The sequence below is a fragment of the Mesorhizobium sp. P2_C7 genome (assembly GCF_056404515.1).
On record NZ_JBFUDW010000017.1, the window covers coordinates 159,182 to 182,018 of the forward strand.

Consider the following 22,837-nt stretch of genomic DNA (forward strand, 5'->3'; position numbering starts at 1 on the left):
ACCGCCCGCAGCGATAACGCTGCGGGCGGCTGGTGAGATCAATCGATCCGTTAGAACGAGCGCTGGAAGCGGAGAATGCCGCCGACGCTGCTCTTCTTGTTGGCCTTGGTCCAGTTGCTGAAGTCGGCGTCGTCGAACTTTCCAGCATTGAGGTAATCGACTTCGGCCGTGACCGTAAAGCCGGGCACAACGGTGTAGGCAACGTTGGCGGCGACGCCGAGGTTCTTCCAGTCGTCATAAGAGATCTGGGCGTTGAACGCGGTCTTGTCGTTGAACTTGTAGGTACCACCGCCCCAGACTGCCCAGTTGCCGCCCCACTGCTTGTAGAAGCCGCGACCTTTAGCATTGATGGCGTTGGTCGGATCGTTGAGGTTGTCGTCCGTGCCGTAACCGCCGATGATGAACAGCGACAGTTCCTTGGTGACATTCACGTCCAAACGAACCTTGCCGGCCACTTCCTCGTAGTTGCTGTCATAGGCGACGACGCCAGTGATCGCACCCCAGTCGCTCTTGTACTTCAAGCCGCCGACGACATGCGGAACATAGCTGTCGATGGTGCCGCCCTTGCCGGCGCCTTCTTCGAGAGAGACCAATCCCGTGAGGCCGTTGCCTGCGTCGAAGTAGTACTGAACGACGTTGCTCTCCTGCCCGCCATACGGAACCAGCGTATCCTGGATGACGTTGCCGGCATAGCCGATGAACGTATCGAAAGCCGTATCGTCCTTGCCGACGCGCAGGCCGCCGAGCTGAATCCAAGCGAAACGCAGCGAGGTAGACTTGTTGCGGCCTTGCCAGTCGTCCGCATTGGAGGCGGCCTGGTTGAGATAGTCGCCGCTGCTGTTGCCGTAGTTGAAGCGGGTCTCGGTGTAGGTCTTGAGGGTACCGAGCTCGGTCTCCTGACCGGTCCAGGTCTTCAGCGTGAAGCGGGTGTTCTTGTAGTAGGTCGAGTGCGTGTCGCCGGCGCTCTGATGGTCCGGAACGTGGTTGACGCCATCGAACGTGCCGGCATCGCCGACGCCGATGTCATAACGGACATAGCCGCCGATGCGCAGGCAGGTTTCGGTGCCCGGGATGTAGAAGTAGCCGGCGCCGTAGACGTCGCAGATCTTGACGTATTCGGCCGGTTCCGGTTCGGCGACCACGACAGCGTCAGCCGCGCGCGCGCCACTGACCGCGATCAGTGCCGCGGCTGAGCCGAGAAGGAGGCTCTTGATGTTCATTTTCTGACTCTCCAGTCATAATTTTGAATGGCTTCGGATTTGTGGCTGGCGGCAATGTTTTCCCGCCTCACCCCCACAACGAAAAAGGCGCGCACCGCTCGCCCTTTTCCGCGGCGAACATACCCATCGACCTTCTGCCTTCAATGACGATCCCGGAAATAATCCCGTTTCTATCAACAGATTAATGCTGTGTTGCACAAATAACACTTACCGCATTTCCAGTTAGCACAATTGGCACAACGTCATATATTCAATATACTTTCAGATAATTTCGCGGCTAATTATATATTCGAGACATCAATTTTCTACAATTGCCGCCCGCATGCGAAATATACGCCTGTTTTCGGCGAAAAGCTGGCTGGATATTTCTTCACCCACCGACCATCCGATGGCATCCGTCCGCCACTTGCGCTCTGGCGCTGCGCCGAAATGCAGGGCGACGCCTGCCCGGCCAGTTTTGCTTTTGCCGAGGCGATCGAACCCGCCGGAGCGCTGTCGCGTCGCTGATTATGACGGCAGCCAACCGATCAAGACGATTCTGTGTGAGTTGGTCGCGCGCCATTCGAGGCGACTCGTCCTGTAGCGACAAGACAGCGGAGCGATGTCTGTCCGGCGGAAATATCGGAAATCTTTCAGAAACCGCTCGGGATTTTTGGCCGCGCCGGTGCCAATAGACCCGGGTTGGCCGATGCGGTCGGCACGGCCTGCCGAACAATTCGGCTGGCTCGTCTCCAGATGCATGTCGACCGATCGGGCAGCCCGGCGACCTCTCGTGACCAATCTGCCCGCCGAGAGGACCCGACATGACTTCCGTCCCGAGCCTGGTGCGAAGGCACCAGCTGACCGCCTTCTTTTCGCTCGCGCTTGGCCTGACCTGGCTGGCGTTCATCCCATTCTGGCTGTCGAATGGCGACAGCATTCCCTGGTTCACCTTCGGTCCTATGGCCGCCGGCTTCATCGTCGCGGCCCTGTCCGGCGGCTGGGGTTCGGTCAAGGCCATCCTCGCCTCGATGGTGAAATGGCGGGTTCACCCGTTCTGGTACCTGGTGGCATTCGGCTTGCCCTTCGGAACACAATTGATCTCGATCCTGATCAATCCGCTGTTTGGCTCGGCAGCGCCGGCCTGGAGCAATATTCCGGCCCTCTCCGAGATGCTGCCGATCATAGCGCTGTACGCAGTCTTCAGCGGCCCGCTCGGGGAAGAGCCTGGCTGGCGCGGCTTTGCGACGCCACGTCTTCTCGCCAGCCATTCAGCACTGACCGGCAGCCTGATCCTCGGCGTGATCTGGGCGATCTGGCACTTCCCGCTCGGCCTGGTCGGCGACCTTAGCCTCTACAGCACGATCAACGTCGTGCTGGCCGGAATTGTGTTCACCTGGCTCTATCAGAACACCGGCAGCGTGCTGCTCGCCTTCATCATGCACGTGACGCACCAAAACAGCGTGCGCTTCCTCGGCAAGGTCTTCACCGGCGGCGACTATGTGCAGCAGCAGTGGATCGGCGTGGCCATCTGGGCGATCATCGCCGTCGCCATCGTCGCCTACTATGGCACCGAGAGCTTCGTTCGCCGGCCAAGGACGCAGCTTGCCGTGGCTGGCGCTGTCTAGGCGCGCAACGAGCGCGGTGTCCGAACCCGGCACCGCGCCATTTGTCGGCGGCGCGGATGCGTACTGCCGGCGCCCTGGGAGCAGCGGTAGCCCCGTCAATAGGGCGACATCAAGTCATCAGTGCATGGACGGCAAGCACTTCATCGATCCCCGGGATTAGCGCGGGAATTCGAGCCCCATCTCGCGATAGCGCTCGGGGTCGTCACCCCAGTTCTCGCGCACCTTGACGAACAGGAAGAGGTGCACCTTCTGTTCGAGGATGCCAGCGATCTCCATGCGAGCCGCCTGCCCGATGGCGCGGATGGTTTCGCCCTTGTGGCCGAGGACGATCTTCTTCTGGCTGTCGCGCTCGACATAGATGGTCTGGTCGATGCGCACCGAGCCGTCCGCCTTCTCTTCCCATTTCTCGGTCTCGATGTGGGAGGAATAGGGCAGTTCCTGATGCAACCTCAGATAGAGCTTTTCGCGGGTGATCTCGGCCGCCAGCTGGCGCATCGGCAGGTCCGAAATCTGATCTTCCGGATAATACCAGGGGCCGGCAGGCAAGGCTTCGGCGAGATAGTCCAGCAGGTCCTTGCAGCCGGAACCGGTCAGCGCCGAGACCATGAAGGTGCGCTTGAACGGCACTTTCTCGTTCGCTGCCGCCGACAGGGCCAGCAGCGCCTCATGCTTGACGCGATCGACCTTGTTGAGGATGAGGACCATCGGCTGCCGCACATCCTTCAGCCGTTCGAGGATGGCGTCGGCATCGCCCCTGATGCCGCGCTCGGCGTCGATCAAAAGCAGCACGATATCGGCATCCTTGGCGCCGCCCCAGGCGGTGGTCACCATTGCCGTGTCGAGCCGCCGCTTGGGTTTGAAGATGCCGGGCGTGTCGACGAAGACGATCTGCGCATTTTCATGCGTGGCGATGCCGCGCACGATGGCCCGGGTCGTCTGCACCTTGTGGGTGACGATCGACACCTTGGCGCCGACCAGCTGGTTGACCAGTGTCGACTTCCCCGCATTTGGCGCGCCGATCAGCGCAACGAAACCGGAGTGCGTGGCGGCGACCTCCGTTGCCGGAGAGGTGTCTTCGGTGGCGGTCATGCCGCGCTCCCTTCATCAGAGCGGTTCATCGTTTCACGGAAACGCCGAACCGCTCTATCTCCTTGTTTTGACGCAATTCCCTGAGGGAAAGCGCTATACACTTTTCCCGGAATTGCTCCAGAGCGCCGCGCGTCTACTTGGACGCACAAAGGACACTCTAAAACTTTGACTCTACGCATCGTGCTTTCCAAAAATCGGCTCCGATTTTTGAGTCGATGCGCTGGCCCAGACGCCTTCACGCAAAAGAAATGCCGAAGCCGCCGCTTCTTCCGCTGCCCTGCGGGACCCGCCGGTGCCGGTGGAAGGCGCAAAGCCGCTGACCTGCAAGGACACCGTGAAGACCGGCTGGTGGTCGGGCCCTTCGCGCTTTTCGATCACATATTCGGGGCGCGCATCGCTGGTCTTGGCAATCCATTCCTGCAAATCGGATTTCGGATTGAGCGGCTTTGCCACAACCGTGCGCGAGCGCGGCTCCCAGTAGCGCAGGACGAAGCGCCGCGCGGCGTCGATGCCGCCGTCAACATAGACCGCCGCTATCAGGGCTTCGACGGCATCCGCCAGATAGTTTCCGCCCGAGCCACGCGACCGCGTCTTCAAGGCAGCGTCGGCCCGAACCAGATCTTCCAACTGCATTTCGATGCCGATCTCGGAGCATGTTTTCGCATCGACCAGCGCATTGAAACGTGGCGCGATTTCACCTTCAGGCGCGTCGGGAAATTTTTCGAAAAGCATATCGGCGACCACAAGCCCAAGCACGCGGTCGCCAAGGAATTCGAGACGCTGATTGTTGCTTGCCGCCTTGACCGCACTGGAGTGCGTTAATGCGGTCTCGAGCAAGCGGAGATCCTTGAAGACATGGCCGGTCTTGGCCTTCACCAAACCGGCCAGTGTTTCGCCTGTCGGGCGCTTCAAAGCCATCAATTGACGAAGTGGAACAGGCGCGAAGCGCGCATCAGCGTCGGCCATTTCCAGATTTCGAGCGGGCTCGCCTTGCCGGCGATCGAGAAGAAAACAAGATTGGCGCGGCCAACCAGGTTTTCCGCCGGGACGAAGCCGACGGTAAAGCGGCTGTCCGAGGAATTGTCACGGTTGTCGCCCATCATGAAATAGTGGCCGGGCGGCACGGTCCATTCGCGGGTGTTGTCGCCGATCGAATTGGGCGAGATGTCCAGCGTGTCATAGCTGACGCCGTTGGGCAGCGTTTCCCGGTAGACGTCGATCGGCCGAGGCTCTTCGGTGATGTCGGGATTGTCGATCTGGCCGGTTTTCACACGCGGCACGCCGACGTCGTTGATGAACAGTTGCCCGTCCTTGACCTGGATCTTGTCGCCGGGCAGGCCGACCACGCGCTTGATGTAGTCGACGGACGGGTCAGGCGGGAACTTGAACACCACCACGTCGCCGCGCTTTGGCTCGGAGCCCCAGATGCGGCCCGAAAAGATGTCGGGGCCGAAGGGCAGCGAGTAACGGGAATAGCCGTAGGACCATTTGGTGACGAACAGATAGTCGCCTTCCAGAAGCGTCGGGCGCATCGATCCCGACGGGATCGAAAAAGGCTGAAACAACAGCGTGCGGATGACCAGGGCGAGCAAAAGCGCCTGCACGATGACGCTGACGGTCTCGCCAAGGCCGCCGGATTTCTTCTCAGATTTATCAACCACGCTCATGTCGTCCTCGATTGTGCGTTGGATGGTATAGAGTCTCGGCGCGCGCTGGGCAACGTCGTGCCGGTCGTCAGATGCAATCAATGTGGCGCTTCTTCGACGGGCAACGCCTCGATGATCACAAAGGCTTGAGCGAGCGGGAAATCATCGGTGATGGTGAGGTGGATTGCCGCCCGATGGCCGTTAGGCAGGATTTTGTCCAGCCGCGCCCGTGCCCCTCCCGTCAGCGCCATGGTCGGCGCGCCGCTGGGAAGGTTGACGACACCCATGTCGCGCCAGAACACGCCCTGCGCCAGACCCGTGCCCAGCGCCTTGGCGCAGGCTTCCTTGGCGGCGAAGCGCTTGGCGTAGGACGCAGCACGCGCGCGGCGGTTCTCGGAGCGGGCCTGCTCGAGATCGGTGTAGATTCGCTGGATGAAGCGCTGGCCGTGACGCTCAAGCGACTTTTCGATGCGTCTGATATCGATCAGGTCACTGCCGATGCCGATGATCATCGTGCGGCGGAACCAATGCTTCCGCCGGGATGAGACGATTGCCCATGCCGGCTTGCGCGCTCGGCGAGGCGCTTGCGTCGCTGCTCGCGGAAAGCGTTCATACCCCAGCGCGTGACGCCATAGAACAAGAGGCCGAACACCAGCCCGAGCGGGATCGCGCCGATCAGCATCGGCTCGAGCACGGGCTTCCACAATTGCGCGAAGGAAAGCTTGTGCAGCATCTCGCCCAGATGCGCCGGTGGGCCATGCGCAGGCAGGCGGTCATGCAGGATCAGCTTTCCGGTTTCCCAGGAGGCGCCCCACAGCAGCGGAAAGGTCAGCGGGTTGCCGAAAAAAACTGCTGCAAGGGCCGCCGCCACCAGATTGCCGGCAATCACCCAGCACAGGATGGCGGCAATGGCGAAATGAAAGCCCACGGGAAAGAACGAAGCGAAGACGCCGGCGGCGACGCCGGCCGCGACGGCGTGCGGTGTGGCCTTCAGCCGCAGGATGCGCTTGGAGAAATACTGAAGCGAGCGCGAAAACGAGCGGCGCGGCCACAAATAGGTACGCACCCGCTCGAGAAAGCCATCAGGCTTGCGGCGTCGAAAAAGCACTCTGTACCCGTTTCACAGCTCCCGCGCCGGCAGTTTCAGCCGGGCGCAACAGCACTATCTTGCGCTTGACGATCCCCCGATGGCAATCGCCACGTTGATATAGCGACGCGCTGGCAGGAGAACAACCAACGCCGCCTGGTTGGCGTGCGCTTGTTGCCGCCCTTGCGGGATGGCATTCCTCGCATCGAACATTGGACAATCGCGGCGAATTTAAGGAACCGGCATTTGTCGCATGGCCGAAAGGCGCGGCGGCTACGGCAAATATTCGCTGACCTCGACCAGATTGCCGTCCGGGTCGCGGAAATAGACCGACATCATCGGACCACGAGCCCCGACGCGTTCGACCGGTCCGAGTTCCACCACCACGCCATTGGCCGCGAGACGGGTGCTGACTTCGCCCAGCGGCCGGTCGGTGATCAGGCAGAAGTCGCCCGAGCCGGGCGTCGGCGCCTTCGCCTTTGGCTCGAAGGTGCGGCGAACCTCGTGCACACTGATCTTCTGGGTGCCGAAAGCCAGCGCCGTCGGCCGGCCGGGCGCATCGATGCGTTCAAAACCCAGCACGCGCTGATAAAAGGCGCAGGTCACGTCCAGCGAAGCGACCGTCAGCGCGAAATGATCGATGCCTGCGATCATCGCCAATTTGTTTCATGCATGTCGTTAACCCAAAACCGCTGCACACTTTTGGGCGACACGCATGGGTCAGATATTGCGGCTGCCGGGCTTGACCGCCGGTATGGCGGCCAGCTCCGGCGGAAGCCGGTCGGCCGGATAGGCCGGAACCTCATATTCGGCGAGCGCGATCAACGGCACGCCGACATGGGTCTTGCCGGCCGAACGGTCGATGATGCAGGCGGCGGCAACCACCTCGGCGCCGAGTTCGCGCAGGCACTCGATGGTCTCGCGGATCGACAGGCCGGTGGTGACGATATCCTCGACGATGACGACGCGCGCGCCGCTGGCGATCTCGAAGCGGCGCAGGCGAAACTCGCCCCCTTCCCGCTCGACCCAGATCGCCGGCACGCCGAGATGACGCGAGGTCTCGTAGGCAGGGATCAATCCGCCGATCGCCGGACCGACGACGTAGTCGATCTTGCCCGGCACGCCAGCGCGGATCTTTTCGGCCAGCGCCTTGCACAGCCGCTCGGTCTTGTCGGCATGCATGAACACGCGTGCCTTCTGCAGGAAGACCGGGCTTCTCAGGCCCGAGGTCAAAATGAAATGCCCTTCGAGAACAGCACCCGCTTCGCGGAAAATCCCCAGCACTTCATCGGTGTTCATTTCTGCCTCATCTTGATTGACCACGATCTTGTCCGAAAACCGGTCCCCACTTTTCGGGATCATGGTCTAGCCGTTGACGCGCCTTGCGTCGCTGACGCTCGAATTGTCCTTGAGCTGCGACAGCAGCCGGTTGAGGTGCTTCAGATCCCAGACTTCGAGATCGATCAGCATTTCCGTGAAATCGGGCGCGGTGCGCACCATCGACAGCGTGTGGATGTTGGCGTCGTTCGACGCAACGACCTGGGCGATATCGGCGAGCGAACCCGGCGCGTTGATGGCGGTGACCGAGACGCGCGCCGGAAACCGTTCCTTGGTGCGCTCGTCAATGTCCCAGCGCACGTCGATCCAGCGCTCGGGCTGGTCGTCGAAGGCCTGCAGCGCCGGCGACTGGATTGGATAGATGGTGATGCCGGTGCCGGGCTGGACGATGCCGACGATGCGGTCGCCAGGCACCGCCCCTTCCGGCGCAAAACGCACCGGCAGGTCGCCACGCACACCGCGGATCGGCACGGCGCCATCGCGCGGCTGGTCCTTGTCCTTGCGCGCCGCGCGGCCCGGAATCTGGAACAGCATGCCGGCGGCGTTGCGGATTTTCGACCAGCCCTCCTCACGCTGCTTGGGCGCGGCGGTGGTGACACGCTCGTCCTTGTAGTCGGGGAATACCGCCTTCATGACATCGGTGGAGGCGAGCTCGCCACGGCCGACCGAGGCCAGCACGTCCTCAATATCCTTGCGCGCCAGCCGGTGCAGCACCTGCTTCAGGCTCTCCTTGGTGAAGGTCTTGCCGGCGCGCTCGAAGGCGCGTTCCAGGATGCGAATGCCGAGGCCCGAATACTGCTTGCGGATGGCATTCTTGGTGGCGCGGCGGATGGCCGAGCGCGCCTTGCCGGTGACGACGACCGATTCCCAGGCCGCCGGCGGCACCTGCGCCTTGGAGCGGATGATCTCGACCTCGTCGCCGTTCTTCAGTTCCGTCATCAACGGCATGATGCGGCCGTTGACCTTGGCGCCGACGCAGGTGTCGCCAACATCGGTGTGCACGGCATAGGCGAAATCGATGGGCGTAGCACCTCGCGGCAGTGCAATCAGCATGCCTTTCGGCGTGAAGCAGAACACCTGGTCCTGGAACAGTTCCAATTTGGTGTTTTCGAGAAAATCTTCCGGATTGTCACCCTCGGCAAGCTGCTCGATGGTGCGCCGCAGCCAGGCATAGGCGTTGGTCTCCTTCGAGATCGCATGGGCGGCGCCGTTGGTCTTGCCGCCGGTGTCCTTGTAGATCGAATGCGCTGCCACGCCGTATTCAGCGATCTTGTTCATTTCGCGGGTTCGGATCTGCAGCTCGACGCGCTGGCGCGACGGCCCGACGATGGTGGTGTGGATCGACCGATAGTCGTTCTGCTTCGGCGTCGAGATGTAATCCTTGAAGCGGCCGGGCACCATCGACCAAGCGGTGTGGATGGCTCCGAGCGCGCGATAACAATCCTCCACCGTATCGACGACGACACGGAAGCCGAAGATGTCGGACAGCTGCTCGAAGGACAGGGCCTTGGCCTCCATCTTGCGGAACACCGACCACGGCTTCTTCTGACGGCTTTTCACGCTGGCCTTGATCGCATGCTTTTCGAACAGCGCGGACAACGCCTTCTCGATCTCGGACAGCACATCCTTGTTGCGCTCGAAGATTTCGGCGAGCCGGGCAGTGACGGCGCGATAGGCTTCCGGGTTGATGTAGCGGAAGGCGATCTCCTCCAGCTCCTCGCGCATGCCTTGCATGCCCATGCGCCCGGCGAGCGGCGCATAGATGTCCATCGTCTCCTCGGCGATGCGCAGGCGCTTGGCCTCCGGCATATGGTCGAGGGTGCGCATGTTGTGCAAACGGTCGGCGAGCTTGACCAGAAGGACGCGGACATCCTCCGAAATCGCCAGCAGAAGCTTACGCAGGTTTTCCGCCTGCTCGGCCTTCTTCGACACGAGATCGAGTTTCTTGAGCTTGGTCAGCCCCTCGACCAGCTTGCCCATTTCGGGCCCGAACAGCTCATCGATTTCGGCCCGCGTCGCCGTGGTGTCCTCGATGGTGTCGTGCAGCAGGGCGACCGCGATCGTCGCCTCGTCCATGTGCATTTCGGTGAGGATGGCGGCGACTTCGAGCGGATGCGAGAAATAAGGATCGCCGGAAGCGCGCTTCTGGTGGCCATGCTTCTGCATGGCATAGACATAGGCCTTGTTGAGCAACGCCTCGTTGACGTCAGGCTTGTAGCGCTGGACGCGCTCGACAAGCTCATACTGACGCATCATGGGCGGGATCTCGCAGCGGTGAAATGAATCATGCGCCGCACTGCTGTACGGCGCATGTCATAGATAGCCACGAAACTGCCGATACGGAAGTGCGGAAGATTGTTCCAGCGACCTCCAGAACGGAGGCTCGCTTAGTAGTCGTCGCTCTTTTCCGGGGGCACCAGGCCCTCGATGCCGGCCAGGAGATCTTCCTCGGTCATCCGGTCGAAGGTGATGTTCTCCTCGGCGTCGTCGGCATCGGTGGCCGCGACTGTGGCGCCGGTCTGGTCGGCAATCGCCTCGCCATCGGCTTCGGGCTCGTCGACCTCGACATGCTTCTGCAGCGAGTGGATCAGGTCTTCCTTGAGGTCGTCGGGCGACAGTGTCTCGTCGGCGATCTCGCGCAGCGCCACGACCGGGTTCTTGTCGTTGTCACGCGGCACGGTGATCGGCGCGCCCTGGCTGATCTGGCGGGCACGGTGGCCGGCAAGGAGCACCAGCTCAAAGCGGTTGTCGACCTTGTCGATGCAATCTTCAACGGTTACGCGGGCCATGGACTGCCCCTTTCATGCGATGGATTTGATGGAAATCAGGCGCGGTCCTTAACCCGAACGCCGCCAAAACACAAGCATCATGGCAATGGCGGGGTCGCAGGGCCGCCAATCCCTTCATTTAAACACCCGATCGGCAAAATCAGGCTGCATCCATCGGTTCGGCGCCCGATCACAATTGCTTGCAGTGCGCCAACACGCCCTTGGATTGCCGTGAAACTGGCGTTATCTCGGATAGCGCGAAGGTCAGCCGGTTTATTATGAGCCTGACCGATAGTCGCTATCGCATTTCGTTAGACGGCCGATTATTTCGAAAAGGACTATTTTCCATGTTCGACCCTCGTGAAAAAATCGCCCTATTCATCGACGGCGCCAATCTCTACGCGACGTCGCGCGCGCTCGGCTTCGACATCGACTACCGCAAGCTCCTGTCGAGCTTCCAGAAGCGCGGCTATCTGCTGCGCGCTTACTACTACACCGCGCTGGTCGAGGATCAGGAATACTCCTCGATCCGTCCGCTGATCGACTGGCTCGATTACAACGGCTTCAAGGTGGTCACCAAGCCGGCAAAGGAATTCACCGACTCGACCGGCCGCCGCAAGATCAAGGGCAATATGGACATCGAACTCACTGTCGATGCGCTGGAACTAGCCGATGTCGTCGACCATTACGTCATCTTTTCCGGCGACGGCGATTTCCGCACGCTGGTCGAGGCGCTGCAGCGGCGCGGCCGCAAGGTGTCGATCGTCTCGACCATGGCCTCTCAGCCGCCGATGATCAGCGACGACCTGCGCCGCCAGGCCGACCATTTCATTGACCTGACAACGTTGAAAAACGAGGTCGGTCGCGATCCGTCCGAGCGGCCGATGCGCCGGCCCGAGCCGGCCGAAGTCGACGAGGACGACTACTGAGGCCGGTCGCGTTGACCGCCCTTTCCATCTCCGAACCCGGCCGCGACTGCCTGCTCTGTCCGCGGCTGCATGATTTCATCGCCGAATGGCGGCAACGCGAGCCGTCCTGGTTCAACGCGCCGGTGCCGACTTTTTTGCCACCCGATGGCGATGACGCCGTCCGGCTTCTGATCGTTGGGCTGGCGCCCGGCCTGCGCGGCGCCAACCGCACCGGACGCCCGTTCACCGGAGACTATGCCGGCGACCTGCTGTACTCGACGTTGATTTCGCACGGTTTTGCGCGCGGTGAGTTCAAGGCGCGGCCGGATGACGGGCTGGAGCTGGTCGGCACGGCGATCACCAATGCGGTGCGCTGCGTGCCGCCGGAGAACAAGCCGGTGGGCGCCGAGATTGCCACGTGCCGGACGTTCCTGGTGCCGACGATCGCCCGCTTTCCCAATTTGCGCGCCGTGCTGGCGCTGGGGTCGATCGCGCACCAGTCGACGGTGCGCGCGCTGGGTGGGCGCGTCGCCGCCTATCCGTTCAAGCATGGCGGGCAGCTGCCGGCCGGGGGTATCACGCTGTTTTCGAGCTATCATTGCTCGCGCTACAACACCAACACAGGTGTGCTGACCGAGGCGATGTTCGTCAGCGTCTTCAGCGAGATCGCGGCCTTCCTGCAGAAATAGCGTCGCCCTTCAGAACCCCTCCAGCACGATCTTGCCCTTGGCCTTGCCGGTCTCGATCAGCGCGTGGGCGCGCTTCAGATTGGCGGCATTGATAGGACCGAAGGTCTCGCCCAGCGTCGTGCGGATGGTCCCGGCGTCGACAAGCCGGGCCAGTTCGTTGAGGTGCTCGCCCTGAGCGGCCATGTCCTGCGTCTCGAACATCGAGCGGGTGAACATGAACTCCCAATGCACAGAGACGCTCTTGCGCTTGAACGGATTGATGTCGAGCGATTTGGGATCGTCGATCAGCCCGAAACGGCCTTGCGGCGCGATCAGTTCGGCGATCTCGGCCAGGTGCCGGTCGGTGTTGGTCGTCGAGAACACAAAGGCAGGTGCGCCGAGACCAAGGGCTGCGACTTCGGCGGCGAGCGGCCTGGAGTGATCGACGACGTGATGAGCGCCGAGCCCAAGCGCCCAGTCCCGCGTCTCGGGCCGCGATGCGGTGGCGATCACCGTCAGATCGGTCAGTTGGCGCGCCAGCTGCACCGCGATCGAGCCAACGCCGCCGGCGCCGCCAATGATCAGAATGGCCTTAGCCGCGCCAGCGACAGGTTTCCTGACATCGAGGCGGTCGAACAGAGCCTCCCAGGCGGTGACCGCCGTCAAGGGCAGCGCCGCCGCCTGCGCATAGCCGAGCGAGCCGGGTTTGCGGCCGACAAGGCGCTCATCGACAATGTGGAATTCGGCATTGGTGCCTTGTGGCGCCAGGGCGCCGGAATAAAAGACATCGTCGCCCGCCTTGAATAGGCTGGCGTCCCGACCGGCCGCAACGACCCGGCCGGCAGCGTCCCAGCCGAGCACACGCCATGCTCCGGCCTCTGGCCTGGCGCTTTGCCGCACCTTGGTGTCGACCGGGTTGACCGAGATTGCCTTCACCTCGACCAGCAGGTCACGACCTTTCGGCTCGGGCTTGGGCAAATCGATATCGACCAGGGAGGTCTCATCGCTGATGGGGGCTGGGATTTGATAGCCGACGGCGCGCATTTTGGTCTCCGCGATTGCTCTTGAGTGTTGTTCAGAGCAGAGATGCGGATTATGTGCCGGAAGCGCAAGAATGCACATATAAAGCACATAGTGTCGAAAAGGATACCGTCATGCCGCGAATTCGCCATGAGCGATTCGATTGCAGCCCAGGTTGCACCGTGGAGGGAACACTCCGCTACATCGACGGAAAGTGGAAAGGCGTCGTGCTCTACCATCTGTTCGAGGGCACGCTGCGCTTCAACGAGATCCGCCGGCGCATTCCGAACTGCACGCAGCGCATGCTGACCAACCAGCTCCGCGAACTGGAAGCCGATGGGCTGATTGCGCGCAAGATCTATCCTGAAGTGCCGCCGAAAGTGGAGTACAGCCTGACGCCGCGCGGCAGAAGCCTGGAACCGGTGATCACCGCGCTCAAAGTCTGGGGCGATGCCAATGTCACGCTGGCGCCGGAGGCTTCCCAGGCTGCAGCTTGAGACGACGAGCGAGGTCCCGGAATGGCTTCAGGGGATCACTTGGGGGAGATCACTTTGCTTGGAAGATCACTTGGCTTGCGGAACGATCGATCCCGACGATGGCGCGGACAGCGCGGCCAACACGGCCGGCCCACCCTGCAGCACGTTCAGGTCGACATCGCCGTTGATGCCGTCGACGCGCCCCCTGTTGTGGTACTGCCAATAGATCCAGTCGCCGCGATCCGGCTGCAGCAGCAACGAGCGAAGCCAGAGCGGACGGGCGGGGATGCGCCCGGCATAGGCCTGCTCAGCCTCGTCGGTCAGATAGACAATCGCCGGCTTGCCGAACGCGGCCTCGACTGGAGCGAGGAACGCGGCAAGTTCTGCGTTCAGTTGCTCGGGTGTTGGCCGCTGCGGGCAATTGCCGCCGAACTCGATGTCGACGACCGGCGGCAGCAAGGGCTGGTCGTGCGGCACCACCGAGATGAAATTCTTCGCCTGGTCGGCACCAGGCCGACAGAAGGTGAAGAAATGATAGGCGCCGACGGCAAGTCCGGCCGCGCGGGCCTCACGCAGATTGGTGGAGAAGGCATCGTCGACATGATCGCCACCTTCGGTCGCCTTGATGACGGCAAAGGCGACGTCGTCGGCGGCAACGCGGCGCCAGTCGATCCGGCCCTGGTGATGGGAGACGTCGATGCCCCGCACCGGATATTTGCCGCGGTCTGGCGAGAATGCCCTGAAATAAAGATAGCCGCCCGCAGCCATGAAACACACCAGGACCAGGCTGGCCAAACCCAAAAGGAGGATCCGGTTTTTCAAACGAATGCCCCCAGCCTACCCCCGCTCTTTTAAGAGCCTGCCCTTCTCGCGCGACCAGTCGCGCTGCTTCTCGGTTTCTCGCTTGTCGTGCAGTTTCTTGCCGCGGCCGACGGCGAGCAGCAGCTTGGCGCGACCCTGATCGTTGAAATAGATCTTCAGCGGCACCAGCGTCATGCCTTCGCGGTCGACGCTCTGTGCCAGCTTGGCCATCTCACGCTTGTTGAGCAGGAGTTTACGCCGCCGTCGCGGCTCGTGGTTGAAGCGGTTGGCCTGTAGATACTCCGGCAGGTAGGAATTGATCAGCCAGATCTCGCCGCCTTCGACCGAGGCATAGCTGTCCTGGATGTTGGCCTGGCCCTGGCGCAGCGACTTGACCTCGGTGCCGGTCAGCACCAAGCCGGTCTCGATCGTGTCGAGCACCTCATAGGAAAACCGCGCCTTGCGGTTTTCCGCAACGGTCTTGTTGTTGGGATCGGCTTTTCTGACTTGATTCATGATGTGGAGAGGTGGCGCCTCATCCCTAGTTTATCAAGCCGGCGTGCTTCATCGCCGCATCGATCCTGTCGGCGGTCGACTGTTCGACCGTCATCAGCGGCGAACGCAGCACGTTCTCGACCTTGCCCAGCTTCGACAGCGCATATTTCGCGCCGGAAACGCCGGGCTCGAGGAAGATCGCCTTGTGCAGCGGCAGCAGGCGGTCCTGCAGGTCCAGCGCCTTGGCGCTGTCGCCAGAAAGCGTTGCTTCCTGGAATTCGGCGCAGAGCCGCGGCGCGACATTCGACGTCACCGAAATGCAGCCGACGCCGCCATGCGCGTTGAAGCCGAGCGCCGAAGCGTCCTCGCCCGAAAGCTGGATGAAATCCTTGCCGCACGTGGCGCGCTGCTCGGAAACCCGCTCGACCTTGCCGGTGGCATCCTTGACGCCGATGATGTTCTTGAAGTCGTGCACCAGCTGGCCCATCGTCTCCGGGCTCATGTCGATGACCGAGCGCGGCGGGATGTTGTAGATGATGATCGGCAGGCTGGTTGCCCTGGCGACGGCGGCGAAATGCGCGTAGAGGCCGCGCTGCGTCGGCTTGTTGTAATAGGGCGTGACAACGAGTGCGGCGTCGGCGCCGGCCTTCTCGGCATATTGCACCAGCCCGACCGCCTCCTCGGTGTTGTTGGAGCCGGCGCCGGCGACGACCGGGGCGCGGCCCCTGGCCACCTCGATGCAGACCTTGACGACATGGCGATGCTCGTCATGCGACAGCGTCGGCGACTCGCCAGTGGTGCCGACTGGGACCAGACCCGTCGTGCCCTCGGCGATCTGCCAGTCGACGAACGCGCGAAAGGCTTTCTCGTCGAAACGCCCGCTCTTTTCGAACGGTGTCACGAGCGCAGTAAGCGAGCCTCTCAGCATGTCGTCCAACTCCTTGGCACTTCTTTGTTCGCGCATGTCGTTGCCCTAAAACCGGTACCCACTTTTAGGCGACATGCATCGGTGTTTCGTCGTGCGCGCCTTCTAGCCGAAAGCGAAGCCGCGCACCATAGTCTCGACATTGTTGCGCGGCAAGCATTGCCATGGTGCCAGCAAGCGCAATTCGAACGACCGCGCTAACTCTTTGTTTACGGGCTCTTCACGACCTAAGTTTAGGCTTCGAAGCCTCTGCGCCTGCTGGTAGAATGCCAGGACAAGGAAAGACGAAAAGACCATGCCGACAAGTCGGCCTCACCTCTTCGCGCTGCTTGGCGCCACGCTCGCGCTGATGCCGGGCATGGCGATCGGCGGCAGCGTCGATGTGCAGGTCACCTCGACCATCCCGATGCCGGGCCTGCAGGCCGGGGCGCCACAGGACGCCTCGCCAAGCGTCGCCCTGTTGAAAAGCGGGCTGGATGCGCTGGCGGCTGGCGACATTCCCGGCGCCCGCGCCGTGCGTGATGCCCTTCCCGGCCACACGCTCGACCAGCATATCCTTGCCTGGGCGATCGCGCTCTACGGCGGTGACAAGGTTCCGAGCGGCGATATTGCCGCCGCCGCGAAGATGCTGCCCACCTGGCCCGGCACTGTCGCCTTGCGCAAGAACAGCGAGCGCGCGCTCTATCGCGAAAACCCTGCCCCCGATACCGTCATTGCCGCGTTCGACGGCAGCCAGCCGCAGACATTCGAAGGCGTGATGGTTCTCGCCCGCGCCTATGTGGCGTCGGGCAATGCCAAGGCGGCGCGTTCGGTGCTGTCGCCGTTCTGGCGTACCGCGATCCTGGAGGCCAAGGACGAGGCGGCGCTGCTCAAGGAATTCGGCAGCCTGATTCCGGCCGCCGACCACCGTTTTCGCATGGAGCGCATGTTCTATGCCGATCGGGCGAATTCGGCGCAGCGCGTCGCCGGCCTCGCCGGTGCCCAGCAGCTTGCCGACGCCTGGGCGGCGGCGGACAGAGGCGACAAGAACGCGCCGAAACTGCTCAAGGCCGTGCCGGCGGCGCAGCGTTCGGCCGGCTACTTCTTCGCGCAGGCCGAATATCTGCGCAAAAAAGAGAATTTTGCCGACGCCGCGGCTGCCGTGATGCAGGCACCGACGGATCGCGAAGCTTTGGTCGATCCGGACGCCTGGTGGGTCGAGCGCCGGGTGTTGTCGCGCGAACTGGTCGACCAGGGCGACATGAAGACGGCCTACCGGATCGTCGCCACGCATGCCGCCGAAAGCGCCACCAATGCGGCGGAGGCCGAGTTCCATGCTGGTTGGTATGCGCTGCGTGGCCTGAACGATCCGAAGCTTGCTGCAACGCATTTTGCGCGTATCGCCGACCTCGCCCAGGGACCGATGACGCTGTCGCGCGCCTACTACTGGCTCGGCCGTGCGGCGGAAGTCGGCGGCCCGGGCAGCGCCAAGGACTATTTTGCGCGCGCCGCTGCCTACGGCACGACATTTTACGGCCAGCTTGCCGCCGAACGCGTCGGCCGGCAGGCGCTCAACATCGCCTACCCGCAGCCCGATGCAGCCGACCGGCAGAATTTTGCCGGCCGCGAGGCCGTCAGCGCCATCAAGCGGCTGCAGGAGGCGGGCTACGACCGCTATGCCGAAACGCTCTATCGCGACCTTGCCGGGCAGTTGACCAGCCCAGGCGAACTGGCGCTGCTCGCCGTCTTGGCTGAAAAGCAAGGCAACCATTTCATGGCGCTGAAAGTCGGCAAGATCGCCGGCGCGCGCGGCATCGATGTCGGCGCGCTGTCGCATCCGCTCGGCGTCATTCCCGATTCGGCCAACATTTCCGGCTCGGGCAAGGCGCTGGCCTATGCGATCGCCCGCCAGGAAAGCGAATTCAACATCGGTGCCGTGTCGAGCGCAGGCGCTCGCGGACTGCTGCAGCTGATGCCGGGCACCGCCAAGCAATTGGCGAAGAAGGCCGGTTTGCAATTCTCGCAGACACGGCTGACCACCGACGCCGGTTACAACGCGACGCTTGGTTCGGCCTTCCTCGGCGAGCAGCTCGACCGCTTCAACGGCTCCTATGTGCTGACCTTCGCCGGCTACAATGCCGGTCCCAACCGGGCCAGCCAGTGGGTCGCGAAATACGGCGACCCGCGCGGCAAGGACATCGACGCCGTCGTCGACTGGATCGAGCGGATTCCCTACACGGAAACAAGAAGTTACGTGCAGCGCGTGATGGAGAATTACGAGGTCTACAAGATGCGTATTTCCGGCAAATACGACATCGTTGGAGATCTCGTGAACGGGCGCGGCTGACGCAGCCGACCCCTCAAGAGGCGACTTCGCCGAAGTTGTCGATTCTGCCCCTTGCGGATTGGCCGCTCTCTCCAACCCGGTCTCAATTTGACCCCACCTTCCCTCGCCTGTAGCAGTCGTAAGACGATCAGGCAGCCGGAAGGAATCGCGTCCAGATGTCGAGCGGTGAAGGTTTTTCTGACTTTTTCTACAGCGCATCGGATGGGCTAAGACTTCACGCGCGCGTCTATGGTGACGCGAATGCCGGTCCTTGGCCGGTCGTCTGCCTGCCCGGCCTGACCCGCAACGCACGGGATTTTCATGAGCTTGCGCTCTATCTTTCGGCTCGAGTTCAGGCTCCTCGCAAGGTCGTTGCCTTCGACTATCGCGGGCGCGGGCAGTCGGACTACGATGCCGACATCGGTCATTACAATGTCGGCGTCGAAGCCGGCGACATCCTTGCCGGGCTGGCGGCATTGGGAATAGAGGCGGCCGCCTTTATCGGAACATCACGCGGCGGGCTGATCATCCATGTGCTCGGCATGATGCAGCCGGCTATCCTGAAAGCCATTGTTTTCAACGACATCGGGCCGGTGATCGAGGCGGCCGGTCTCGCCCATATCAAGTCCTATCTTGAACGGACACCGAACCCCAGAACCTTCGCCGAGGCCGTGGCTGCCCAACGCAGCGCTCATGGCCAAGACTTTTCCGCTCTCACCGACGTGGATTGGGAGCGGATGGTACGGGCGCTCAACCGCGAGACGGATCAGGGCCTGTTGCCGGATTTCGACCCGAAGCTGGTCGATACCGTTGCGGGTCTCGACCTGACGCAGCCTTTGCCTGCCCTATGGCCGCAATTCGACGCGTTGGCCGCGATCCCATTGCTCACCATACGCGGCGCCAATTCGAGATTGCTGTCCACAGACACGCTACGGCAGATGCAAGAGCATCATTCCATGATGGAAACGATCATCGTCGAGGGCCAGGGCCACGCCCCTTTCCTCGAAACCGGCGACCTACCGGACGCCATCGCGACTTTCCTTGATCGCGCCGAGCGCCAGCACACCTAAAGTAAACCCCACGACCAAACCAGGTCCTGGGGTCGACACAACAGTATAAGCCAGCTCCCCAGCCTATTTGGCTTTTGAATTTTTCCGAGGCGCTTTCGGCGAGGCCGAGGCTGATTCGTCCCGCTGTTTCCGTCCTGTGGACGGGGACGAAGGGGTGGTCACAGGCGACGAAAACATGGAGCCTTCCCCACTGCTTGCCGGTTGCTCGGCGCGAGGTGTTTCCAGGACAACCACACACCCGTCGAGGTCATTGGTGGCCAGATGCGCATAACGCATGGTCATCGACAGCGTCTGGTGGCCGAGCCACATCTGCACACGGCGGATGTCGATGCCACCCTGGACGAGACGCGAGGCGCAGGTGTGTCGCAATATATGCGGCACCACCTGGTCATCGGCGCCAAGGCCGACTTCGGCTTTGGCATCGTTCCAGATGGCACGGAACTGTGCCTGGCTGAGCTTGGTGAACGGGCCTTTGGGCCGTCGGCCTTCGGTAGCCGGCAACTTGATGACCTCCTTGACCCGCTCGGTCATCGGAATGGTGCGGCTGCGACCGGATTTGGTGATCCAGAAACTGACGCGATGTTCCTGGATGTCGTTCCAGATCAGCCCAAGCGCCTCACCGAGACGGCACCCGGTATCGACCAAAAAAACTGAAAGCCTGTAGGCATCCTCGCTGCGGCTCCTGATGGCCGCGAACAGCCGTGCCTCTTCGTCCCTCTCGAGGAAACGAATCCGTCCCGCCCGCTCCTTCTGGCGGCGGAACTCGGGCAGGCTGTGGATATCTCCCATCTTATATGCCTTGCGCAGCAGTTTGCTAAGGGCAGCCATCTTTCGGTTGATGGTTGCGTTGCTGTTGCCGCGCTGGCGCAAGGTACCAATGAGGTTGTCCAGGGTACTCTGGTCAAAGGCGCTGAATCGCTCCCCAAGGAGAAGCTCATCTATCTCGCCGATGAAAGAGCTGACATTGTACTTATGCCGCCCATCATCCCATAATATGTCCCGGTATGCTAAAAAGAGCTCTCGAACCCTATACGACTTTACTTCTCTGATCTTGTTGTAACTGTATCGTATATTCGCATTTTGAGAAGAAAACATCGAAAAATGATCAGAAGGCTCACCCTCTTGAATCGCTTCGGTCGTCATCATTTGCCACACCCCCGAGTGGGATAGATCAGCCCTACCCGCTTGGAGGCGTCCTTTCAAGAGATTTGAATCACGCAGTTGTGATTTCATCCGCCCATCAGCGGATCCCACGAAATCACCCACGGACCCTATTCAGCTACCGTTACCCCCTGTTCCTTCTGTCTGCCTTGACCCAGTCACGAAACAAAAACAGCCCGGGCGTTTGTGCGCCCGGGCTGGATTTCACCTGTGTAGAACCAGCCCTTAGAACGAGCGCTGGAAGCGGAGGATACCGCCGACGCTGCTCTTCTTGTCGGCATGGGTCCAGTTGGAGAAGTCGGCGTCGTCGAACTTGCCTGCATTGAGGTAGTCGACTTCGGCCGTAACCGTGAAGCCGGGGACGATGTCGTAGGCGATGTTCGCGGCGACGCCGAGATTCTTCCAATCGTCATACGAGATCTGAGCGTTGAACGAGGTCTTCTCGTTGAACTTGTAGGTGCCACCGCCCCACACTGCCCAGTTGCCGCCCCACTGCTTGTACATACCGCGACCGCCAGCCGGGAAAGCCAAGGTCCCGTCGCTGAGGTTGTCGTCGGTGCCGTAACCGGCCATGATCCACAGCGTGACAGCGTCAGACGCCTTCACGTCCAAGCGAACCTTGCCGGACACTTCTTCGTAGTTGCTGTCATAAGCGATGACGCCGGTGATAGCGCCCCAACCCTGCGTCCACTTCACGCCGCCGACGACATGCGGAACATAGCTGTCGATCGTGTAAGCGCCATAGCCTTCTTCGAGCGAGACGACGGCCGAGAAGCCGTTGCCAGCATCGAAGTAGTACTGGATGACATTGGTGTCGAAGCCGCCGTAGGGAACCAGCGTATCCTGGATAACTTCGCCGGCGTAGCCGATGAAGGTGTTGTAAGCCGATTCGTCCTTACCGACGCGGAGACCACCGAGCTGGATCCAGGCGAAGTTCAGCGAAGCGCCCGAGTTGCCGGCTTCGTTGATGTAGGGGCTCGTGTCGGCGTTGGCATTGTTGAAGTTGAAGCGGGTCTCGGTGTAGGTCTTCAAGGTGCCGAGCTCGGTTTCCTGGCCGGTCCAGGTCTTCAGCGAGAGACGGGCCCGCTTGCGCCAGGTGTCGTTGCTCTCACCGGCATCCATGTGATCAGCGCTTCTCGCGCCATCGAACGAGCCGACGTCGCCGCCGCCGATGTCGTAACGGACATAGCCGCCGATGCGCAGGCAGGTTTCGGTGCCGGGGATGTAGAAGTAGCCAGCGCCGTAGACGTCGCAGATCTTGACGTATTCAGCGGGCTCCGGCTCGGCGACGACGACGGCGTCGGCGGCGCGCGCACCAGAAACTGCGAGCAGAGCCGCAGCGGAGCCGAGGAGAAGGCTCTTAATGTTCATTTTCTGACCTCCAGTCAAAAGTTAAAAAACGGGTCTGGGTATTCTTTGCTGAAGGACAGCGTTCCCTGCCCCATCCCCACTACCGAAAAAGATGCGCACCGCGCCGCTCCTTCGAATTCGACATTACCCATGAGACGGCGGCGTTCAACCACGATCGTACCGGCGAAAGGGCTGTTCGGCTGCTATCCCCTGGCGTTGTTGCACAAATGACACGATTTGGCCTCACTCAGAAAGCTCTCGTTAACCATTGGGGCCGCGGCAACCGCTTGTTTCCAGCCGAATCCGGCAATCGGCCGACGGAATCATGGCAAGGCGCCGAGTCGCCAGCCAGGAAACTGCCGCAGAACCGCCGCATCGAAGGAAAGCCGCAGCTCGGTGCGTTCTTATTTTTCCATATAATGACGCGGGCTTGTTGATTGTGCCGGCGCTTTTCTTTATCCAGCGGCGCAACGGAGAGGTGGCCGAGTGGTCGAAGGCGCTCCCCTGCTAAGGGAGTAGAGGTCAAAAGCTTCTCGTGGGTTCGAATCCCATCCTCTCCGCCATCTCTGCCTGCCTCGAAGGCGGCCCATCAAAAATCATCCCATTAAATCAGACAGATAGGCAGGCAATCCGTTGCCGTCGGAACGCAACTCCGTGCCAAAAATGCACTGAAGGCAACGTTGTTTTGTTCGATTCTGACTGGAGGTCAGAAAATGAACATTAAGAGCCTTCTCCTCGGCTCCGCTGCGGCTCTGCTCGCAGTTTCTGGTGCGCGCGCCGCCGACGCCGTCGTCGTCGCCGAGCCGGAGCCCGCTGAATACGTCAAGATCTGCGACGTCTACGGCGCTGGCTACTTCTACATCCCCGGCACCGAAACCTGCCTGCGCATCGGCGGCTATGTCC

24 protein-coding genes and 1 tRNA gene are annotated in these 22,837 nt (G+C 61.8%); 9 read left to right on the top strand and 16 right to left on the bottom strand.

The window, feature by feature from the left end:
• Nucleotides 1-50: 50 nt before the first annotated feature.
• Complete coding sequence (locus tag AC1D2G_RS29215) at nucleotides 51-1,220, bottom strand: porin (protein ID WP_095086569.1); 1,170 nt, start codon at nucleotides 1,218-1,220, stop codon at nucleotides 51-53.
• 231 nt (nucleotides 1,221-1,451) lie between these two features.
• On the opposite strand from AC1D2G_RS29215, the gene AC1D2G_RS29220 reads away from it, so the two are divergent.
• Together AC1D2G_RS29220 and AC1D2G_RS29225 are read left to right on the top strand one after the other, a co-directional pair.
• On the top strand, nucleotides 1,452-1,727 hold the full coding sequence (locus AC1D2G_RS29220; protein WP_477418416.1) for a hypothetical protein: 276 nt from the start codon (nucleotides 1,452-1,454) through the stop codon (nucleotides 1,725-1,727).
• Between the two features lie 296 nt (nucleotides 1,728-2,023).
• The gene (locus AC1D2G_RS29225) at nucleotides 2,024-2,827 is read left to right on the top strand and encodes a CPBP family intramembrane glutamic endopeptidase (protein WP_477418418.1); all 804 of its coding nucleotides are present in this window, start codon (nucleotides 2,024-2,026) and stop codon (nucleotides 2,825-2,827) included.
• Between the two features lie 156 nt (nucleotides 2,828-2,983).
• Here the strand turns inward: AC1D2G_RS29225 and era are convergent, their stop codons facing one another.
• The 9 genes from era to rpoZ all read right to left on the bottom strand — a co-directional run bounded on the left by era (nucleotide 2,984) and on the right by rpoZ (nucleotide 10,776).
• Nucleotides 2,984-3,916: a GTPase Era gene (gene era, locus AC1D2G_RS29230; protein ID WP_477418420.1), complete on the bottom strand. Its 933-nt coding sequence runs from the start codon at nucleotides 3,914-3,916 to the stop codon at nucleotides 2,984-2,986.
• Nucleotides 3,917-4,087: 171 nt separating this feature from the next.
• Complete coding sequence (gene rnc, locus AC1D2G_RS29235; protein WP_095086578.1) at nucleotides 4,088-4,834, bottom strand: ribonuclease III; 747 nt, start codon at nucleotides 4,832-4,834, stop codon at nucleotides 4,088-4,090.
• Nucleotides 4,834-5,583 (bottom strand): signal peptidase I, encoded by a 750-nt coding sequence (gene lepB / locus AC1D2G_RS29240; RefSeq protein WP_477226243.1) that lies wholly within the window; start codon nucleotides 5,581-5,583, stop codon nucleotides 4,834-4,836. Before lepB ends, rnc begins: the two co-directional genes overlap by 1 nt.
• A 77-nt stretch (nucleotides 5,584-5,660) precedes the next feature.
• The gene (gene acpS / locus AC1D2G_RS29245; protein ID WP_477418422.1) at nucleotides 5,661-6,074 is read right to left on the bottom strand and encodes a holo-ACP synthase; all 414 of its coding nucleotides are present in this window, start codon (nucleotides 6,072-6,074) and stop codon (nucleotides 5,661-5,663) included.
• A complete protein-coding gene (locus AC1D2G_RS29250) occupies nucleotides 6,071-6,670 on the bottom strand; it encodes a DUF2062 domain-containing protein (protein WP_477418424.1) in 600 nt (199 codons plus the stop codon). The genes acpS and AC1D2G_RS29250 overlap by 4 nt, the downstream gene beginning before the upstream one ends.
• 252 nt (nucleotides 6,671-6,922) lie before the next feature.
• Nucleotides 6,923-7,303 (bottom strand): VOC family protein, encoded by a 381-nt coding sequence (locus AC1D2G_RS29255; RefSeq protein ID WP_477418450.1) that lies wholly within the window; start codon nucleotides 7,301-7,303, stop codon nucleotides 6,923-6,925.
• Nucleotides 7,304-7,369: 66 nt separating this feature from the next.
• On the bottom strand, nucleotides 7,370-7,948 hold the full coding sequence (pyrE, locus tag AC1D2G_RS29260; RefSeq protein WP_095086590.1) for an orotate phosphoribosyltransferase: 579 nt from the start codon (nucleotides 7,946-7,948) through the stop codon (nucleotides 7,370-7,372).
• A 66-nt stretch (nucleotides 7,949-8,014) separates the two neighbouring features.
• Nucleotides 8,015-10,243, bottom strand: coding sequence for a RelA/SpoT family protein (locus AC1D2G_RS29265; RefSeq protein WP_095086593.1), 2,229 nt, complete (start codon nucleotides 10,241-10,243; stop codon nucleotides 8,015-8,017).
• A 131-nt stretch (nucleotides 10,244-10,374) separates the two neighbouring features.
• Nucleotides 10,375-10,776, bottom strand: coding sequence for a DNA-directed RNA polymerase subunit omega (rpoZ, locus tag AC1D2G_RS29270; RefSeq protein ID WP_477418426.1), 402 nt, complete (start codon nucleotides 10,774-10,776; stop codon nucleotides 10,375-10,377).
• 326 nt (nucleotides 10,777-11,102) lie between these two features.
• Here rpoZ and AC1D2G_RS29275 point away from each other — a divergent pair, with 326 nt between their 5' ends.
• Both AC1D2G_RS29275 and AC1D2G_RS29280 read left to right on the top strand, forming a co-directional pair.
• Nucleotides 11,103-11,684 carry a LabA-like NYN domain-containing protein gene (locus AC1D2G_RS29275; RefSeq protein ID WP_095086599.1) on the top strand — a complete coding sequence of 194 codons (582 nt, stop codon included), beginning with the start codon at nucleotides 11,103-11,105 and terminating at the stop codon, nucleotides 11,682-11,684.
• 11 nt (nucleotides 11,685-11,695) lie between these two features.
• Complete coding sequence (locus AC1D2G_RS29280) at nucleotides 11,696-12,352, top strand: uracil-DNA glycosylase (RefSeq protein WP_095086602.1); 657 nt, start codon at nucleotides 11,696-11,698, stop codon at nucleotides 12,350-12,352.
• Between the two features lie 9 nt (nucleotides 12,353-12,361).
• On the opposite strand, the gene AC1D2G_RS29285 is transcribed toward AC1D2G_RS29280, so the two are convergent.
• Nucleotides 12,362-13,375: a zinc-binding alcohol dehydrogenase family protein gene (locus tag AC1D2G_RS29285; protein WP_477418428.1), complete on the bottom strand. Its 1,014-nt coding sequence runs from the start codon at nucleotides 13,373-13,375 to the stop codon at nucleotides 12,362-12,364.
• Between the two features lie 110 nt (nucleotides 13,376-13,485).
• Here AC1D2G_RS29285 and AC1D2G_RS29290 point away from each other — a divergent pair, with 110 nt between their 5' ends.
• Entirely contained in the window at nucleotides 13,486-13,848 is a 363-nt protein-coding gene (locus tag AC1D2G_RS29290) for a winged helix-turn-helix transcriptional regulator (RefSeq protein WP_172351219.1), read from the top strand.
• A 66-nt stretch (nucleotides 13,849-13,914) separates the two neighbouring features.
• Here the strand turns inward: AC1D2G_RS29290 and AC1D2G_RS29295 are convergent, their stop codons facing one another.
• The 3 genes from AC1D2G_RS29295 to dapA are packed head-to-tail and all read right to left on the bottom strand — an operon-like array spanning nucleotide 13,915 to nucleotide 16,051.
• The gene (locus AC1D2G_RS29295; protein ID WP_477418430.1) at nucleotides 13,915-14,628 is read right to left on the bottom strand and encodes a glycoside hydrolase family 25 protein; all 714 of its coding nucleotides are present in this window, start codon (nucleotides 14,626-14,628) and stop codon (nucleotides 13,915-13,917) included.
• Nucleotides 14,629-14,664: 36 nt separating this feature from the next.
• Entirely contained in the window at nucleotides 14,665-15,144 is a 480-nt protein-coding gene (gene smpB, locus AC1D2G_RS29300) for an SsrA-binding protein SmpB (protein ID WP_013896388.1), read from the bottom strand.
• A 25-nt stretch (nucleotides 15,145-15,169) separates the two neighbouring features.
• The gene (dapA, locus tag AC1D2G_RS29305; RefSeq protein WP_095086797.1) at nucleotides 15,170-16,051 is read right to left on the bottom strand and encodes a 4-hydroxy-tetrahydrodipicolinate synthase; all 882 of its coding nucleotides are present in this window, start codon (nucleotides 16,049-16,051) and stop codon (nucleotides 15,170-15,172) included.
• A gap of 292 nt (nucleotides 16,052-16,343) precedes the next feature.
• On the opposite strand from dapA, the gene AC1D2G_RS29310 reads away from it, so the two are divergent.
• Nucleotides 16,344-18,374, top strand: coding sequence for a lytic transglycosylase domain-containing protein (locus tag AC1D2G_RS29310; protein WP_477418432.1), 2,031 nt, complete (start codon nucleotides 16,344-16,346; stop codon nucleotides 18,372-18,374).
• A 155-nt stretch (nucleotides 18,375-18,529) separates the two neighbouring features.
• Entirely contained in the window at nucleotides 18,530-19,423 is an 894-nt protein-coding gene (locus AC1D2G_RS29315) for an alpha/beta fold hydrolase (RefSeq protein ID WP_477418434.1), read from the top strand.
• 63 nt (nucleotides 19,424-19,486) lie between these two features.
• On the opposite strand, the gene AC1D2G_RS29320 is transcribed toward AC1D2G_RS29315, so the two are convergent.
• Together AC1D2G_RS29320 and AC1D2G_RS29325 are read right to left on the bottom strand one after the other, a co-directional pair.
• Nucleotides 19,487-20,569: a tyrosine-type recombinase/integrase gene (locus AC1D2G_RS29320; protein ID WP_477418436.1), complete on the bottom strand. Its 1,083-nt coding sequence runs from the start codon at nucleotides 20,567-20,569 to the stop codon at nucleotides 19,487-19,489.
• A 240-nt stretch (nucleotides 20,570-20,809) separates the two neighbouring features.
• Nucleotides 20,810-21,955 (bottom strand): porin, encoded by a 1,146-nt coding sequence (locus AC1D2G_RS29325; protein WP_477226234.1) that lies wholly within the window; start codon nucleotides 21,953-21,955, stop codon nucleotides 20,810-20,812.
• 451 nt (nucleotides 21,956-22,406) lie between these two features.
• Here AC1D2G_RS29325 and AC1D2G_RS29330 point away from each other — a divergent pair.
• Nucleotides 22,407-22,497, top strand: a tRNA-Ser gene (locus AC1D2G_RS29330).
• Between the two features lie 150 nt (nucleotides 22,498-22,647).
• On the top strand, nucleotides 22,648-22,837 hold a 190-nt coding region (locus tag AC1D2G_RS29335), incomplete at its 3' end, for a porin (protein WP_477418438.1).